Source organism: Actinomyces procaprae (assembly GCF_004798665.1).
Taxonomy (GTDB): Bacteria; Actinomycetota; Actinomycetes; order Actinomycetales; family Actinomycetaceae; genus Actinomyces; species Actinomyces procaprae.
In genome coordinates this window covers 757,886-773,094 of record NZ_CP039292.1, presented here as the reverse complement: position 1 = coordinate 773,094, position 15,209 = coordinate 757,886, and the positions used below count along the sequence as shown (strand labels likewise).

General features: G+C 70.2%; 11 protein-coding genes. 7 read left to right on the top strand and 4 right to left on the bottom strand.

Translation table 11 applies throughout. From position 1 onward, the window contains the following. The first annotated feature begins 1,106 nt into the window (after positions 1 to 1,106). Complete coding sequence (locus E4J16_RS02910; RefSeq protein WP_168709452.1) at positions 1,107 to 1,787, top strand: YveK family protein; 681 nt, start codon at positions 1,107 to 1,109, stop codon at positions 1,785 to 1,787. Between the two features lie 7 nt (positions 1,788 to 1,794). On the opposite strand, the gene E4J16_RS02905 is transcribed toward E4J16_RS02910, so the two are convergent. Continuing rightward, positions 1,795 to 2,748: a glycosyltransferase family 2 protein gene (locus E4J16_RS02905; protein WP_136313211.1), complete on the bottom strand. Its 954-nt coding sequence runs from the start codon at positions 2,746 to 2,748 to the stop codon at positions 1,795 to 1,797. 163 nt (positions 2,749 to 2,911) lie between these two features. Between E4J16_RS02905 and E4J16_RS02900 the strand changes: the two genes are divergently transcribed. The 3 genes from E4J16_RS02900 to E4J16_RS02890 are packed head-to-tail and all read left to right on the top strand — an operon-like array spanning position 2,912 to position 6,271. Continuing rightward, positions 2,912 to 3,928 carry a glycosyltransferase gene (locus E4J16_RS02900; protein WP_136313210.1) on the top strand — a complete coding sequence of 339 codons (1,017 nt, stop codon included), beginning with the start codon at positions 2,912 to 2,914 and terminating at the stop codon, positions 3,926 to 3,928. After that, entirely contained in the window at positions 3,918 to 5,105 is a 1,188-nt protein-coding gene (locus tag E4J16_RS02895) for a DUF1972 domain-containing protein (RefSeq protein WP_136313209.1), read from the top strand. Before E4J16_RS02900 ends, E4J16_RS02895 begins: the two co-directional genes overlap by 11 nt. Next, positions 5,102 to 6,271, top strand: a complete 1,170-nt coding sequence (locus tag E4J16_RS02890) for a glycosyltransferase family 4 protein (RefSeq protein WP_136313208.1) — start codon at positions 5,102 to 5,104, stop codon at positions 6,269 to 6,271. Before E4J16_RS02895 ends, E4J16_RS02890 begins: the two co-directional genes overlap by 4 nt. Positions 6,272 to 6,355: 84 nt before the next feature. Here the strand turns inward: E4J16_RS02890 and E4J16_RS02885 are convergent, their stop codons facing one another. From E4J16_RS02885 to E4J16_RS02875, 3 genes are all read right to left on the bottom strand, one after another. Beyond that, positions 6,356 to 7,240 (bottom strand): O-fucosyltransferase family protein, encoded by an 885-nt coding sequence (locus E4J16_RS02885; protein WP_136193579.1) that lies wholly within the window; start codon positions 7,238 to 7,240, stop codon positions 6,356 to 6,358. Continuing rightward, positions 7,240 to 7,986, bottom strand: a complete 747-nt coding sequence (locus E4J16_RS02880) for a CDP-alcohol phosphatidyltransferase family protein (RefSeq protein ID WP_136313207.1) — start codon at positions 7,984 to 7,986, stop codon at positions 7,240 to 7,242. The genes E4J16_RS02885 and E4J16_RS02880 overlap by 1 nt, the downstream gene beginning before the upstream one ends. A gap of 122 nt (positions 7,987 to 8,108) precedes the next feature. Next, positions 8,109 to 10,931 carry a helix-turn-helix transcriptional regulator gene (locus tag E4J16_RS02875; protein WP_168709451.1) on the bottom strand — a complete coding sequence of 941 codons (2,823 nt, stop codon included), beginning with the start codon at positions 10,929 to 10,931 and terminating at the stop codon, positions 8,109 to 8,111. A 439-nt stretch (positions 10,932 to 11,370) separates the two neighbouring features. Between E4J16_RS02875 and E4J16_RS02870 the strand changes: the two genes are divergently transcribed. The 3 genes from E4J16_RS02870 (at position 11,371) to E4J16_RS02860 (ending at position 15,208) form a co-directional block, all read left to right on the top strand. Continuing rightward, on the top strand, positions 11,371 to 12,030 hold the full coding sequence (locus E4J16_RS02870; RefSeq protein WP_136193582.1) for a TetR/AcrR family transcriptional regulator: 660 nt from the start codon (positions 11,371 to 11,373) through the stop codon (positions 12,028 to 12,030). A 1,262-nt stretch (positions 12,031 to 13,292) separates the two neighbouring features. Further along, positions 13,293 to 14,768, top strand: a complete 1,476-nt coding sequence (locus E4J16_RS02865; RefSeq protein ID WP_240038243.1) for a sugar transferase — start codon at positions 13,293 to 13,295, stop codon at positions 14,766 to 14,768. Then, complete coding sequence (locus tag E4J16_RS02860) at positions 14,768 to 15,208, top strand: FAD synthase family protein (RefSeq protein WP_136193584.1); 441 nt, start codon at positions 14,768 to 14,770, stop codon at positions 15,206 to 15,208. The genes E4J16_RS02865 and E4J16_RS02860 overlap by 1 nt, the downstream gene beginning before the upstream one ends. Position 15,209 lies beyond the last annotated feature (1 nt).

The following is a 15,209-nucleotide window of genomic DNA, read 5'->3' as shown; positions in this document are numbered from 1 at the left end:
TCTGCAACGCCACTTCGGGGTTAACAACGCCAGTTAACCGTCTGCTGAAGGCCCCAGAGGTATACAGCAGAACGTTAAGTAGCGTTGTTAACCCCCAACCGGCGCCGCAGACGCCCACCACACCCCCACAGCCACCACACCCCACGCCGGAAGCACCGCAACAGGACAGCCCTTGCCCCAGAGCCTCTCCCCCACATCACCCACCTGAACACAACTTCTGCACCGATCGGCAGAGTCGTCCGCAACGCCCCGGGGCCGGTGATGGGGACGTCCTCGCGGTCGGCCCCGTGCTCGCCCCCAATGCCGGAAACCTCTGCCTCGCGCTTGCGGGCGCGGCCGCACAGAACAACGATGCGGAGGCGGACCCCGGACACAGGAGGCCGAGCTCGGGCACAGGAGGCCGAACTCGACTACAGAAGGCCGGCGTAGGAGCCACGAGGTCACCCTCCGGCCCGCCACAACACCCCGACAGCCACACCCCAGACACAAGGAGCCAGCAGAGCCTGGCAGCCCAAACGCACGGCCGCTCGAACGAACCACCGACAGCCGCACCCCAGGCGCCGCGTCGACCCCGCCCCACAGTGCGTGGAGGTCATTGCGCCGGGGACGTTCTGGGTATGAGAGGCGGGCCCCGCCCCACAGTGCGTGGAGGTCATGACTTTGCTGCCGACACCCCAGGCGCCGCGTCAACCCCAGCCCGCAGAGCGTGAATGTCGTGACAATGTTGCCTACACCAAGGGCGCCGCGCCGACACGCACCCGCACCCTCGAACCGAAATCGTTGGGAACCCCGTGAGCACACGGCCACGATGCACACCCCTCAAGGCAGTTACGAACTGGCAAACTGCCTGCCGCCATTCCACCAAGCGCCGTCGGCATCGGCGACACCGAGGTCGCGGAAGTGAGATTTCCCAGATTCAACCTGATCGGCACGGTGACCGTTGTAGCATCGGTCCAGGCACCGGTCTCTCGCAACGGCTGGTTCCTCCGCAAGCAAGCGTCGGCTCGTCGGGACCACACCCGCCTCGCCGCGCCGTACCACCGTCCGACCGGATGATTGAGTACCCGCCGAGAGCCAGATCCGACCATCAGATTCTAAGGGGCACCATGTACACAGACGATATTCTGACTTTGCTGTGGAAACACGCCCCCCTCATCGTCATCCACATAACCATCGGGGCACTGCTCGGCCTGGGCACGGCTGTACTGGGATCACCCGTCTACACGTCGACCGCCTCCGGTCTCGTCGCGGCGGAGGGAAACGCCGGCGCACGGAGCGTCACGTCCGCCAACACGATTATCACCGCCGTCATGCCCACGCTGGCGAAGATCGGGACCTCGAACTCGGTGCTCACCGAGGTCGCCAACTCGACCGGCATCGACAAGGGGGAGATCGAGCACTCGATTTCCGTGTCCAACACGGAGAACAGCCTGATCATTGAGGTAACAGCACAGTCATCATCCCCCGAACGAGCCCAGAAGATAGCGGCAGCCGAGATTGAAGCGATACGCAACATCATCGGCACCCTGTCGGTGCGCGCCCAGGAGGAGGCATCGTTGACCCTCACGGATATCGACACGGCCTCACTCCCCGCATCCCCCTCCGCACCCTCACGTAAGCGCAACTCGCTCTACGGCGCCATCCTTGGCGGGGCGGCCGGACTCATCGTCGCCCTCTCAATCAATTACTCGCGACGCCAGACCGAGGAGGACGACGGCCGGAGAGCGCCGACCACATCCCGCAAGTCCGCCCTCCCGGGCATGGTCGACCCCGGTAAGCGCGCGTAGCGGCGAATCAGCGAGTACGCGCGTAAGGCGCCGTGGCCGGCCCGCGCAACGCAGCCCGTAGGATGCCGCGGCCGCCCGCGGCGCGGTACTCATGCTGCGCCCGCTGCGCCTGGCGGTCGCCGTCCCCTCCTCGGAAGGCCAGGGCGCGGGCCGAGCCGACCAGCCACAGCACCGCCCCACGCGCCGTGTACTCCAGGCGCCGCGCCACGCGCCGCCAGCCGCTCGTATCCAGCAGCCGCACCCAGGCCCAGGTCTCGGCGTTACGCCGGGCGCGAGTGAGTACCCACTCGCGGGTGGCCCGCTCGGGAGGCACCGCCTCCGTCACCACCGCCTCATCGCACCATGCGAGCGTGCCGGAGTGGGCGGTCAATGCGCGGGTGAAGAAGGTGTCCTCCCCGCCGGTGAAGGCGAAGCGCTGATCGAACTCGAGACCCAGGCGGCGCACGGCCGCCATGTCCAGCAGCAGGTTATTGGTGGCCGCACTGCGAACGGGCGTTCCTGTAGGACGCCGCGTCCTGCGGAACACGGGGGCAGCGGCCACCCACGGATCGGGCCGCCGCTCGAAGACCGACTCCACCGGTCCCGTCACCCCGGCCGCGCCGGTTTGCCGGTAGGTTTCCACGAGGGAGGTGAGCCATCCGTCGCCCGGCAGCTCGTCGTCGTCGATGAAGACCAGCAGGTCGCGCTCAACGGCCTCGCTCAGCGCACGATTACGCGCCGCCGCCAGGCCCGGCGTCGACTCCACCACCACGTGCACGGGCCCGTCCGCGCATAATCCGCCGTCGGCCAGGATGCGCGCACGGGCGGAGCCTGCCGCGTCATTGTCCACGACCACCACCCGGGCATCGGCCCCCGGCAGCTCCTGGAGTTGCGCAAGCAGCCGCGGCAACAGTCCGACCACGCGCTCGGGGCGCCTGTAAGTACACACCGCCACGTCAATGGTGAGCGGGTCTGCGGACATGGGGTACTCCCAACGATTCACAGGAGCAGCCCGCACTGATGAGACCGCTCATGAATAGTCGCGGCATAGTATCATCGCCCAAGTGCACGAGCCCGTTGAGGCGTGCCCTTGGATCCGACCACTCGAAACCCGATTGGACCCCGGTTAAGAAGATGGGGCTGGTATGGCAGACCTCTCCTCCACGGCAGTCATAGTTGTCAACTACGGCTCGCACGAGCTGCTGGAGACGAATCTTGCTCCGCTGTCCCATGGCCTGCCCACGGGTGCCGGAGCGCCTCGGATCGTGATCGTGGACAACCTGACGACGCCGGCGGAGCGAGCCGCCGTCGAAGCCCAGGCCCGCTCCAACGGCTGGAGCACGGTTCTGCCCGACGCCAACCTCGGCTTCGGGGCCGGTGTGAACCGGGGAGTCGGGGCGGCGCTCGACGCAGGCGCCCGCACGCTGGTAGTCCTCAACCCGGACGCGACCATCGCCCCCGATCAGCTTGCCGCCCTGGTGGCGCATGTGGACGCGGACCCGATGGCGCTCGTCGCCCCCATGATCGTCGACGCCGATGATCGCCCCGTCTTCTACGGCTACCGCGTGGACCTCACCGATGGCGCCACCCGCTCCCCGCGCGCGTCCCTGATCGCGGGGCACCGTCACGCGGAGTGGCTGACCGGTGCCTGCTTCGCACTGTCCCGCAGCCTGTGGGAGGCGACCGGCGGCCTGGCGGAGGACTACTTCCTGTACTGGGAGGACGTCGACTTCTCCCTGCGCGTGCTTCAGGCCGGCGGCCGTCTGCTCAACGACACCGACATCGTCGCCCGCCATGTGGAGGGCGGCACGCAGCGCCCCGGACGGGCCGCGTCCGACGGCGCACCTGCGCGCCCCGCCTCCGCAGCGGGCACCACGGCGGGCAGGTGGCCGGGCGAGCCGCGTCACTCGGCCACCTACTACTACTGGAACGTGCGCAACCGCCTGCTACTGGGCACCCGCTGGGCACGCCGCGAGGAGCTCGCCCGCTGGGTGCGACTCACGCCCCAGGAGTCCTGGCGGATCCTCCTGCGCGGTGGCCGCCGCCAGCTGCTCACCCACCCCACCAGCACCCTGGTGCCCGCCTTGCGCGGGGCGATCGACGGGCTGCGGCTCGTCCACCGGGAACGCTTCACCCAACGAGAGAGGCCCAATGACCGCTAGCTCCACCGCCTCCGCCTCACAGCCAGGCCGGCTGCGCATCGCCATGCTCGGCACGCGCGGCGTGCCCGCACGCTATGGGGGCTTCGAAACCGCCATCGAGGAAGTAGGCCGCCGCCTGGCCGACCGGGGCCACCGGGTACTCGTCTACTCCCGCAACCCCGAACCGGGCACGCCCCTGCCCCGCACGTACCGCGGCATGCGGGTGGTGGAGCTGCCGGCCTTGAAGAAGCGTTCTCTGGAGACGCTCTCCCACACCGCGCTGTCGGTGCGGCACCTGCTGCCGCGCGTGCACCCGGACGTCGCCATCGTCTTCAATTCCGCGAACTCCCCCTTCCTGCCCGCACTGCGCGCCGCCCGCATCCCCGTGGCCACCCACGTGGACGGCCTGGAGTGGCGGCGCGGCAAGTGGGGCCCCACGGGCAGGCGCTACTACCGGGCGGCCGAGGCGCTGGCGGTGCGCTACTCGGACGCGCTCATCGCCGACGCCCAGGGCATCGCCGACTACTACGCCGAGGAGTTCGAGGCGGACACGGACCTGATCGCCTACGGGGCCCCGCGGGTCGACGTCGGCACCGACCGGCTGGCCGAGCTCGGGCTTCAGTCCGGCGGCTTCCACCTGGTGGTGGCCCGCTTCGAGATCGAGAACCACGTGGACGTGATCGTCGACGGCTACGTCCGCTCGGGGGCGCGACTGCCGCTCGTCGTCGTCGGCTCCGCCCCCTATGCGAATGAGTACACGGCCCGGATCGAGCAGCTGGCCGACTCCCGCGTCCGCCTGCTCGGCGGGGTCTGGGACCAGGAGCTGCTCGACCAGCTGTACGCCGGCGCGCTCGTCTACTACCACGGCCACTCCGTGGGCGGCACCAACCCCTCCCTGCTGCGGGCCATCGGCGCCGGGGCCGCAGTGGACGCCTTCGACGTCTCCTTCAACCGGGAGGTGCTCGACGACGCCGGCCGCTACTGGGCCACGGCCGCTGACGTCGCCGCCCTGGTCGACTCCGCGGAGGCGGATCCGGACGCGCAGGTGCTCCGCGGGAACCTGTCCCGCGAGCGCGCCGCCCTGTACGACTGGGATCAAGTCACCGACCGCTACGAGGCGCTGTGCCGCCGCCTGGCCGAGCAGGGCCCGCGACGCCGACGCCCCTCCGGACGGCGAACGGGGGCATTCCCCGCATGAGCACTCCCACCTCATCACGATCCGACTCCCCCCTGGTGCTGGTCGCCCACCCCTCCCCGGACCTGTATGGCTCCGACTGGCAGCTGGTGGAGACCATCACCGGACTGATCGAGTCCGGGTACCGCGTCAACGTCGCCCTGCCGTCGGACGGCCCGCTGGTGGCCGTGCTGAGGGAGGTGGGCGCGCGCGTCGCCGTCGTCCCCTTCACCGTGCTGCGCAAGGCCCTGCTGAGCCCCCGCGGCCTGGCGGGCCTGGCGGCGCGGGCGCCGGGCGAGCTCACCCGGCTGCGCGGCCTGATCAAGGCATGCGACGCCGACGCGCTGCTGGCCAACACCGTGACGATCCCCTGGTGGCCGCTGGCGGGACGCGCGGCCGGCATCCCGGTGCTGTCACACGTGCACGAGGCCGAGGACACCCAGCACCTGCTCATCCGCGCGGGCCTGAATGCGCCGCTGCTCGCCGCCACGCGGATTGTGGCCAACTCCGAGGCCGCCCGGCGCGCACTGCTGTCCGCACAGCCGCTGCTGGCGGGGCGCACCCGGGTGGTGCACAACGGCGTCGCGGACCCGCCGCAGCCGCTCGCCCCGCTGCGCGAGCGCGGCCCCCACACACCGCTGCGGATCGCCATGGTGGGCAGGCTGTCCCCCCGCAAGGGTGTGGACGTACTGCTTGAGGCGGTCGCGCTCCTGCGCGGACGCGGCGTGGATGCCTCCCTGGAGGTGGCCGGCTCGATCTTCCCCGGATACGAGTGGTACGAGTCCGAGCTGCGCGAGCGGGCCGCCGCGCCGGACCTGGCCGGGCGCGTCGACTTCCTCGGCTACGTCCACCCGACCTGGCCGGTGCTGGAACGGGCGGATGTCGTCGTCGTGCCCTCACGGCAGGAGCCCTTCGGCAACACGGCCGTGGAGGCCATGCACGCAGCCCGACCGCTGATCGCCTCGGGCGTGCAGGGGCTGAAGGAAGTGGTCGACGACGGCGTCACCGGCCTGCTCGTGCCCCCGGATGACCCCGCGGCACTCGCGGCCTCACTGGGCAGGCTCGCCGCCGACCCCGGCCTCGCCGCCCGCCTGGCCGGGCAGGCGGCGCATGAGGCGCAGAGCCGCTTCAGCGTCGCGGGCTACCGGGCTGCCATGAACGCCGTCATCCGCGACCTCATCACGGCGTGAGACGACTTGCCGCCGGAGCAGCGTGCTTTCAGCTGGTTCTCCGGCGCGCGAGCTGCACTGGAGGGCGAGCCCGCACCGCCGCCCTCAATTGCGGATTGCGGGCCTGAGGGGATCGTCCACCAGCCCGGCATTGAGCCTCAGCTCCCCCACGAACGGCTGGCCGGGGCGCTCGAAGGACATGGCGCGACCGGCAAGGTGAATCGCCATCTCCGGGAAGCTGGAGTACGCCGGGGCGATGAAGTGCTGGGAGGAGGCCAGCAGGTACAGGTCGACGATCGCCGAGCGCACGCCCTCGATGGTGTTGTAGCCGCCCTTGTCGTGCAGGGCCACACAGCCCTCGAAGCGGCTCATGAGCCGTTCCTGCGCCGCGACGGTGTCGCACGACAGGTAGAAGCGCACGTCGGGGAAGCGCTCACGCACCGCGCGCATACGCTGCTCGAACCACTCCACCGGTGAGGACTGGAGGGTCTTGGCGTGCGAAACGGTGTGGGAGCGCACCTGCACCCCCACATAGCGCTGTCCACGCAGGGAGTCGTCGAAGACCCGATTGACCCGTTCGGCGATCTCCCCGACCGGGGTCAGGGCGCGGAAGTCCTCCGCCCAGGGGCGTATGTCGTCGTCCCAGGTCACCGGCTGCCCGCCGGAGCGGATCTGCCAAAGGTGCTTGCGCCGCATGGACTCGGTGATCGCCGTCGGTCCGGGACCGTAGAAGCGGTACCTCGGCGAGACGACCCGAGAGGCCCAGCGCGGCATGCGGCGCCCGGCGTCGAAGTGCCACAGCTCATCCATGGCCGGACCGAAGTAGCGGTCCGTCCCCCACACGTAGAACAGCTCTCGCCCCTCGCGCTCGGCCAGCGCCTTGGCGGACAGCAACGCCCGCACCCGGTTGCCGAGGCCGTCCTTACGGCCGGTGTAGATGAGCAGTGCCGGCGCACCGGCGAGCAGGTCAAGCGGACTCGATGATGGCATCAGCGCCGCCCCTTGAGTTCCAGGTACCACTTGGGCAGCGCCAGCACCACGTAGCCCGCATAGCCGATGAGCATGAGCCCGTACACCCACAGGAACACCACGGGCGTGAAGCGCAGCACCAGCACCAGGCACATCAGCCCGTAATCGGTCGGGACCGACAGCAGCGACTTCAGCACGCCCGCGCGGCCCTCGTCCTGGGCCAGCGGAGTGCCGCCGGCGTAGCGCAGCTGGTAGGTGAGGATGTAGCTGAAGAAGTGGATGTTCTGCACCGCGCCGAAGGCCAGCGGCACCAGCAGCAGCGTCGGCGTCGGCAGGTCGGCGAAGCGGAACAGGTCGACGGCGATGGCGCCGTGGATCGTGGACAGCTTGATCACGTCGGCCACGTGGTCCAGCCACTCCCCTGCCTTCGAGCCGCCGTGGCGCAGCCGCGCCAGCTGCCCGTCGGCGGAGTCGAGAGCGTATCCGAGCATCAGCAGCAGCGAGGTGGCCACGCATGCCGGCACCGACGGGCGCAGCACGGCCAGCAGCACGATGCCCGCGTAGGTGCAGCAGGCGGAGACCGCCGTGACCTGGTCCGGCGTCATGCCCAGCCGATGTGCGACTGCCGCCAGCACCCGCCCCACCGGCCGGTTGACCAGCCGCGAGTACAGCGGGGCCCCCGCCTTCGCCTTCTGCGCCGAGGCCAGGGAGCGGATGTTCTCCCGGATCGTGGGGCGGGTACTCACCTGGGGCGCGGATGCGCTCATTTAGGAGCTCCAATCGGTAGGGTGACAATGCACAAGCTAACACGGGGCCCGCCGGGCCCGGGCTTCGTCGCAGTCAACGCGCAGGCCCGCCGCGTTCGGCACACACTCACGGCGGAGTCCTCTCAGTCCCCCGCCAGGCCGTGCGCGGCGAGCGCCTTGGGCAGGTCCTTGCGGCTGGCGATGCCCAGGGCGCGATACACGCCCGTGAGCCGCAGCTCCACGGTGCGCACCGCCATGTACAGCTCGGCCGCGATCTCCTTGTTGCGCCGTCCTTGGGCCGCCAATCGCGCTACCCGCAGCTCGGTGTCGGTCAGCTCCGGCGTGGCGCGCGCCGCACCCGACGAGGCCGCCGCAGGCGTCTCGTCGCAGCGCGCCTGTCGCTCGGTCACGCGCCGCCAGAAGGACATGCCGTTGGCGGCGGCCAGCTCTGCGGCGCGCCGTTCCAGCATCCGCACGCAGGAGGGCGCATCCGGGCCGATCCCCAGCTCGGTGACGTCCAGTCCCGGGGAGCGCCGCAGGCGGGCGGCGCAGGCCATGTCGGCACGCACCTGCCGGACCGCGCTGCCGGAGGAGACGGTCTCCAGGAGGAGCCCGGACATCAGGGAGGCCGCCTCGGCGTCGTCGGCCAGCAGCACGGCGAGCAGGCGGTCATTCGGCTCGCCGTGCCCTTGGCCGCGCCTGGACTCCAGCCAGCGCTTCAACCCGGGAACGCGTTCAAGCAGCATGGGCTCGCTGATCACCATGTCGATGATGCTCGACCACACGGGGCGCAGCCGTTCGCGCTGCATGCCTGCTGCTACGGCGGGACCGAGCAGCAGGCCGGCCAGCGAATCGTCACCGTCGGCGAGGCGGGATGCCGCCTCGAGCACGCTCAGCCACAGCTGTTGCGGTGCGGCGCTCGAGCCGGGAGGTGCTACTGCCACGGCCGAGCGCCACGCGGCCACAGAGGCCGCGTCGTCGAACAGCATGGCGCCCTGCGCGACCATGGTCATTCCCAGACCGGCCAGCCCGACCCGCAGCGGTACGCGGAAGCACTCGCTCCTCAGCTCCTCCTGCACCTGGCGGGTCCATCCGAGTCGGTCGGCCAGGAAGGCCCGCAGTGACGCCGCCTGGGCGTCGTAGAGGGGGCTGACGCCCGCCAGCGCGGACAGGCTGGGCTCCAGGATCACCGGCGGCTGGCCCGGCTCCCCCTCGGCGGCCAGGAGGGCACGGGTCACCACCTGCCCCCAGGCGGTTACGTCGCTGCGCGCAGTGCCTGCGGGGACAGTCGTGAGCAGTGGGCCGCCCTCGAGCAGCGCTGCAGCATCGGCCTGGCGCCCCTGGGTGCGGGCCAGCAGGGCCCGCGCCAGGATGAGCGTGTCAGTATCCAGCGGGGTCAGGTGGGTACGGGCGGCGTAGGCCTCCAGCAGCCTTATAGCCGCACGCAGATACTCGCCTGCTCCGTCCGCCTCCCCCGCGATGCGTTCTTGGGCGGCGAGCAGAACCAGGCAGCGCGCCGCGGTCGCAGGGGTGTGCGCCCCCAGCTCCGTGAGGCGGGCGGCCAGCCGCGCGTCCTCGCTGAGGCTGAGCCCCTCGCAGCCGCGCGCGACGATGTAGCCGGCGGTCGCCGCCAGTTCCTCCTCCGGGCTTGCCGTGGGCGTCCTGGCCGCCTCGAGCAGCTGGGATGCTGCGGTCAGCGTGCAGCCCAGCTGCAGCGCGAGCTGCCCCCGCAGTTCGCGCGCGCGTCCCACCTGTGAGGCCGTGGCCCCCCGCATCGTCGGGCCCTGCTCCAGGGCGTCGCTGATCCGCCAGGCGACATTGATGTCACCCAGCCGCAGTTCGGCGTCGGCAGCCGCAAGCAGGCGGTCGAGGTCCTCCGCTGAGGCGGCATGCGCGCCCAGCAGGTGCCATGCGCGCTCCGGAGTGCCGACCTCGTAGGCCTGGGCGAGGGCGGCATGCAGTTTGCGAACCGCTGCCGACGCCGTCGTCGCGACGACGGCGGTCGCCGTCGCACAGGCCGGCGCGGGGTTCGGGTCGGGCGCGGGCAGCAGGTCCTCCACCTCGGGCGGCGGCGTCACGCCGAAGACGCCCTGGACGACGTCGGTATCCGCGGTGAGTTGCAGGTGCACGGCCACCAGTGCATCGCGGTGCTCCGGGGCCAGGGCCTGGATGCGCTCACCGAGCTCGCGGCGGGTCTGCGCCGACACCGCAAGGTCGCGTTGGGGCAGCTCGCGGCCGGACAGCTCCGCCGCGGTCAGGTTGGTGCCGGCTGCGAGCACATCCGCGAACCGCCCCGCCGCGCTGCGGCAGACCAGCCCCGCCACCATGGGGTCGACGTAGGCGGAGGTCGCCGCGGCGAGGAGGTCCCGGACATCATCTGCGCCGAGGCGCCGGATGGCGGTGGCGAAGAAGGGCGGGTTGTCCGCCTCGGCGGCGGCGTCCTCAGGCACCAGGACGACGACGGCCACCGGGGTGGCGGCGATGAACGCGGCGGCGCGCTGCATCTGCTCCACGGAGAACTCGTTGCTCGTTCGACCGGCGCAGATCGTGACCAGGATCGGATGCCTACAGGCCGCGGCGATGAAGGCGCCCGCCGCCTCGACGCGCTCGGGGACGGTGGCCGCGTCCTGGACCGCCGTGCGCAACGACTCGAGCTTTCGGTGCAGATGAGCCTGCTCGGGACCGGCGCAGAGGTCATCGAATATCTGGTCGACGGAAGCGATCAGCAGGGCGCTGTCGGCGCTGAGCTCGGGGCGGGTCAGCCGGAGCGACCGGCCTGCCGCGATATCCACCTCGATGATCCGCACGTCTCGTTGCAGGGCTGCCACGTCGGCCGCCAGCGCGGGACCGAGCGTCCAGACCCCCGGGAGCGACGGCGCCGCAACCATGCAGAACGAGCCCAGCCCTCGGTTCAGGCGATCTGCGATAACACGCGCGACGAGGCGCCGTCGACCGAGTGCGTGCACACCGTCTCCTCTCACAAGCCCATGGCGACGCCGCCACCCCTCCAGACAGAGAAGAACGTTACGCCAGCACTGCCAATGCGTTATTCGGTTGTCACAATAGCAGGATTGTCGCCCGCACTCACATCGACACGTCCACCCGTGGCTCCCGGACAGCGGAGCGCCGGCCCCACGCCCTGGCGGCACCACCGGCGACCCGCCCCGCGCCACACCAACCAGCGCCCACTCCGACCGCTGCGTCGGCATCAACAGCGCGGGCCGTACCGCGCCGCAGGCGCAGTGCCTGCAACCGCCGGACGCCTAGCCACTAGCCTCGCGCCGCATGCTAGGCTGCTGCCGAAGCAAAAGGAGGCCTAATGCGGTTGTTTACCGGTTGTTACCGTAGCGCCGCAGGCGTAGCTCTCACCCTGGTCACACCCCATCCGCTAACGGCAGGCACCCCATGAGCGGCAAGGCCGGCAAGCGCACGCGGATGAGCGCGTCCGAGCGCCGCGAGCAGCTGATCGCCGTGGCGCGCGCCCTGTTCGCCAAGAAGGGCTTCGAGGCCACCAGCATTGAGGAGATCGCCAACCGGGCGAAGGTGTCCAAGCCGGTGGTTTACGAGCACTTCGGGGGCAAGGAGGGCCTGTACGCCGTCATCGTGGACCGCGAGCTGACGGCCATCTACACCACGATCACCCAGGCGCTGGAGTCCTCCACCTCCGCCTCGGTGATCGTCGAACGAGCCGCGCTCGCACTGCTGACCTACATCGAGGAGTCGTCCGACGGCTTCCGCATCCTGTCCTCCAACAACTTCCGCGCGCCCGCCGCCACGGACAACCACGGCTCGGACACCTACTCCACACTGCTGGCCGACGTCGCGATCCAGGTGTCCGGACTGCTGGCCACCCAGTTCTCCGCGCATGGACTCGATCCACGCACCGCGCCGCTGTACGCGCAGATGCTCGTGGGCATAGTGGCAATGCCCTCGCAGTGGTGGCTCGAGAACCCGGCCATGAGCAAGGAGGAGGTCGCAGCCCACATGGTCAACCTGGCATGGAACGGCCTGCGGGCCATGACTCCCAGGCCCGCGCTGCGAGACACCGCGGACACGAACTCATAGGCGGCGCCCCGCCCCCGCTCCACCCCATCCCGCCCGCCCACCCCTCCGCGAGGTCGGTAGATCTTACGCACCGAGGTCGGTAGATCTTACGCACCGAGGTCGGTCGTTGTGGCGGCGACGGCGTTGACTACCCCCCCCTTCAACCTCTCCAACGCCACTTCGGCACGCGCTGAAGGGTTCGCAGCCCTTCAGCAGACACATAACCGGCGCAGTAGAGCCCGAACCGGAGTAGTAAACGCCCAGCCACCGCCACGCCCGCCACGCCGCCGGCAGCAATCACCACACCCGCCCGGAACCACCAAGAAGGCTCCGGGCTGCCGCGACCGGCCCCCCTCCCTCGGCAGCCCGGCATCCCCTGGAGCACCCGCCCCCGCAGCACGCCCCTGCAGCGCCGCCCCGAGTGCCGACCCGCACCCGGACCCAGCACACGCCCGCACACCGGCGGACGCATAAGCACCCATCGCCACACCCGCAAGCACGATCAGCCGGACAACGACACGACGCCCCCTCGCCAAGCACAGCCGGTTGGAGGCGGGCGCAATCAGCCCCAGGGGCCGGTCACAACACCGAGCCCGCCCTCGGGAGCGCGCCCACGACAGCAGACGGGGCCGGCTGAGCCGTCGAGCGCGTGCCAGGTGGGTTCCGGCGCACCGGTCAGCCCGCCCCACGTACATGCCCCACCGGCAACCATGGTCTCAATCCGGCACAGGCGGCCGCTACCGCCGACCGTCCGCGACCGCAATCTGACTGCGCACCACACACCACCCTCAGCCCTTCAGGCCACCGAATGGTCACGATTTCCCGTCGAATGTTACGGCTACGTTGCCTTATGTGACGCACGACGCCCATATCCGCTCGCGGGGCACGCCTTCCAGACAAACAACATCTCGAATATGTCACGCAGACCTGCACCCCCATGCCCATTTCTTTACATTCTTCCACTGCACACGCCGTCACCGCCACACACCCGAACATCCGCCGCAGGACGCCGATCGAGCCACCCCCGGAGTCCCGACGTCGCGGCCCGGTCACGCCCAAGCGCACGCGGCTCACGGACATATCCTGGTGAATATATGTGCACCTGTTCACGTTCGTCCCCACGCGGCCGGAATAGGTAGTAGATTCGGTCACGAACCCGACGAAAAAGTCCACACCGGGAGCCACACGCAGCACGTTGGCCGACTACGTCAGGACTTTTAGCAGCGCTCGGCGCTTCCCCACAAGTTACTTCCAGCAACGCCAGTAAAGCTATTGGAGTCGTCTTGACCAGCCCGCTCAGCACAACACCCGCAGCGCAGCCCGCCAAGCGGCCCGGGCGGACCGCGGGCGAGGCACGGTTCCTGCCGCCGTTGGAGTCCCCGCTGTTCACCGCCTGGCCGACGATGCACCAGGACCTGCTGTCCTGGGTCTTCCTCGGCGACCTCACCGCCGTCGTCCTGCCCGCCTGGGTGGCGGCCATCTGCCTGGCCTGGGAACCGATCAGGCTGCTGCTGACCGTTGTCACCGGAACACTGATGGTCCTGATCGCCTGGATGGCGGGAGCGCTGGGCGTCGACGTTGTGGACCAGGCCCGCTCGGGCGCCGGGCGGGTCGCCCTGTCGGCCGCAGCCACCGCTCCGGTGGCCCTGCTTCTCGGTCATGCGTTCACGCCCGGCCTCCCAGCGCCATCGGTGCTCGCACCGCTGGCCGCACAACTCGTGCTGTCACTCCTTGGACGCTCCACCGAGAGCCGCTGGCTGCGTGCGCGCCGCATGGAGGGACGCGGTCTGCGCCGCACCCTCATCGTGATGGGCCCCGGCGCGGAGCCGATCCTGCGCGATCTGCGCTCACACCCCGGGGACGGATTCCTGATCGTCGGCTACGTCTCCTCCCGGAACAACCGTTCGCACGCCGCCGCGCGCCTCGGCAGCGAAGAGGAGATCCGTGCAATGGTCTCCACCGAGCGCATCGACGTCGTCATGACGCTCGGGGGCGTCAGCCCGGAGGACCTCGTGACCCTGATGCGTGGCCTGACCTCCACCGGCGCGCGACTCGTAGTGGCCCCCGGCCTGCAGGACGTGGTTCCGGGGCGCATGCGGGGCCTGCCGGTAACACACGGCTGGACCGGCCTGATCGACGTGCGCCTGCGCCGCACGCGCATGCTCGCCAAGACGGTCTTCGACCGCGTCGCCGGCGCAGTGCTGCTCATACTGGCATGCCCGGTCCTGGGGGTGGCCGCAGCCGCCGTCCGCTTGGACTCCCCCGGCCCCGCCTTCTACCGCCAAACCAGGGTGGGGCAGGGCGGCAAGCACTTCACGCTGTGGAAGCTGCGCTCCATGAGCGCCGACTCCGACGCGCGCCGAGCCACCGTTGTGGATGCCGGCGGAGACGCCGGAAACGAGGTCCTGTTCAAGAACCGGACCGACCCCCGCATCACCCGGGTGGGCCGTTTCATCCGCCGCACCTCCATTGATGAGCTGCCGCAACTGATCAATGTGGTCCGGGGAGAGATGAGCCTGGTGGGCCCGCGGCCGGCGCTTCCCAGCGAGGTGGCCGAGTACGACGACGAGGCCCGCCGCCGGCTCCTGGTCAAGCCCGGCCTGACGGGGCTGTGGCAGGTGTCCGGACGCTCGGACCTCTCCTGGGACTCGACGGTCGCGCTGGACCGCCACTACGTCGAGAACCGGGGCGCCCGCCTGGACGCCAGTATCTTCTTGTCCACCTTCAAGGCCGTCGTCGGCGGCAAGGGAGCGTACTGATGATCACCGGATATGTGCCCGGCGGATTCGACATGCTGCACATCGGGCACCTGAACATCCTCACCGCCGCCGCCACCCGTTGCGACCGCCTCATCGCCGGCGTGGCGACCGACGAGTCCCTGGAACGCATGAAGGGGCGCGCACCCATCGTCCCCCAGGACGAGCGCATGGCGCTCGTTGCGGCACTGCGCGTCGTCGACGCCGTCGTACCCGATTTCGACCAGGACAAGCGCCTGGCCTGGCAGCGCGAGCCCTTCGACATCCTGTTCAAGGGCACCGACTGGCAGGGCACCGAGAAGGGCAACCTGCTGGAGCAGCAGATGGCCGAGGTCGGCGCCACCGTCGTATACCTGCCGTACACGCCCACGACGTCCTCCAGCATGCTGCGGCGCATGCTCGCCCAGGAGGTCGCCTCGCGCTCCGGTGCCGCCAGCAGGTGAA

Excerpts from the sequence above, each read along its gene's own strand:
- E4J16_RS02880 (WP_136313207.1), bottom strand. The coding sequence starts at position 7,986 with ATGAGCGCATCCGCGCCCCAGGTGAGTACCCGCCCCACGATCCGGGAG.
- E4J16_RS02900 (WP_136313210.1), top strand. The coding sequence starts at position 2,912 with ATGGCAGACCTCTCCTCCACGGCAGTCATAGTTGTCAACTACGGCTCG.
- E4J16_RS02910 (WP_168709452.1), top strand. The coding sequence starts at position 1,107 with ATGTACACAGACGATATTCTGACTTTGCTGTGGAAACACGCCCCCCTC.
- E4J16_RS02890 (WP_136313208.1), top strand. The coding sequence starts at position 5,102 with ATGAGCACTCCCACCTCATCACGATCCGACTCCCCCCTGGTGCTGGTC.
- E4J16_RS02895 (WP_136313209.1), top strand. The coding sequence starts at position 3,918 with ATGACCGCTAGCTCCACCGCCTCCGCCTCACAGCCAGGCCGGCTGCGC.
- E4J16_RS02870 (WP_136193582.1), top strand. The coding sequence starts at position 11,371 with ATGAGCGGCAAGGCCGGCAAGCGCACGCGGATGAGCGCGTCCGAGCGC.
- E4J16_RS02885 (WP_136193579.1), bottom strand. The coding sequence starts at position 7,240 with ATGCCATCATCGAGTCCGCTTGACCTGCTCGCCGGTGCGCCGGCACTG.
- E4J16_RS02905 (WP_136313211.1), bottom strand. The coding sequence starts at position 2,748 with ATGTCCGCAGACCCGCTCACCATTGACGTGGCGGTGTGTACTTACAGG.
- E4J16_RS02860 (WP_136193584.1), top strand. The coding sequence starts at position 14,768 with ATGATCACCGGATATGTGCCCGGCGGATTCGACATGCTGCACATCGGG.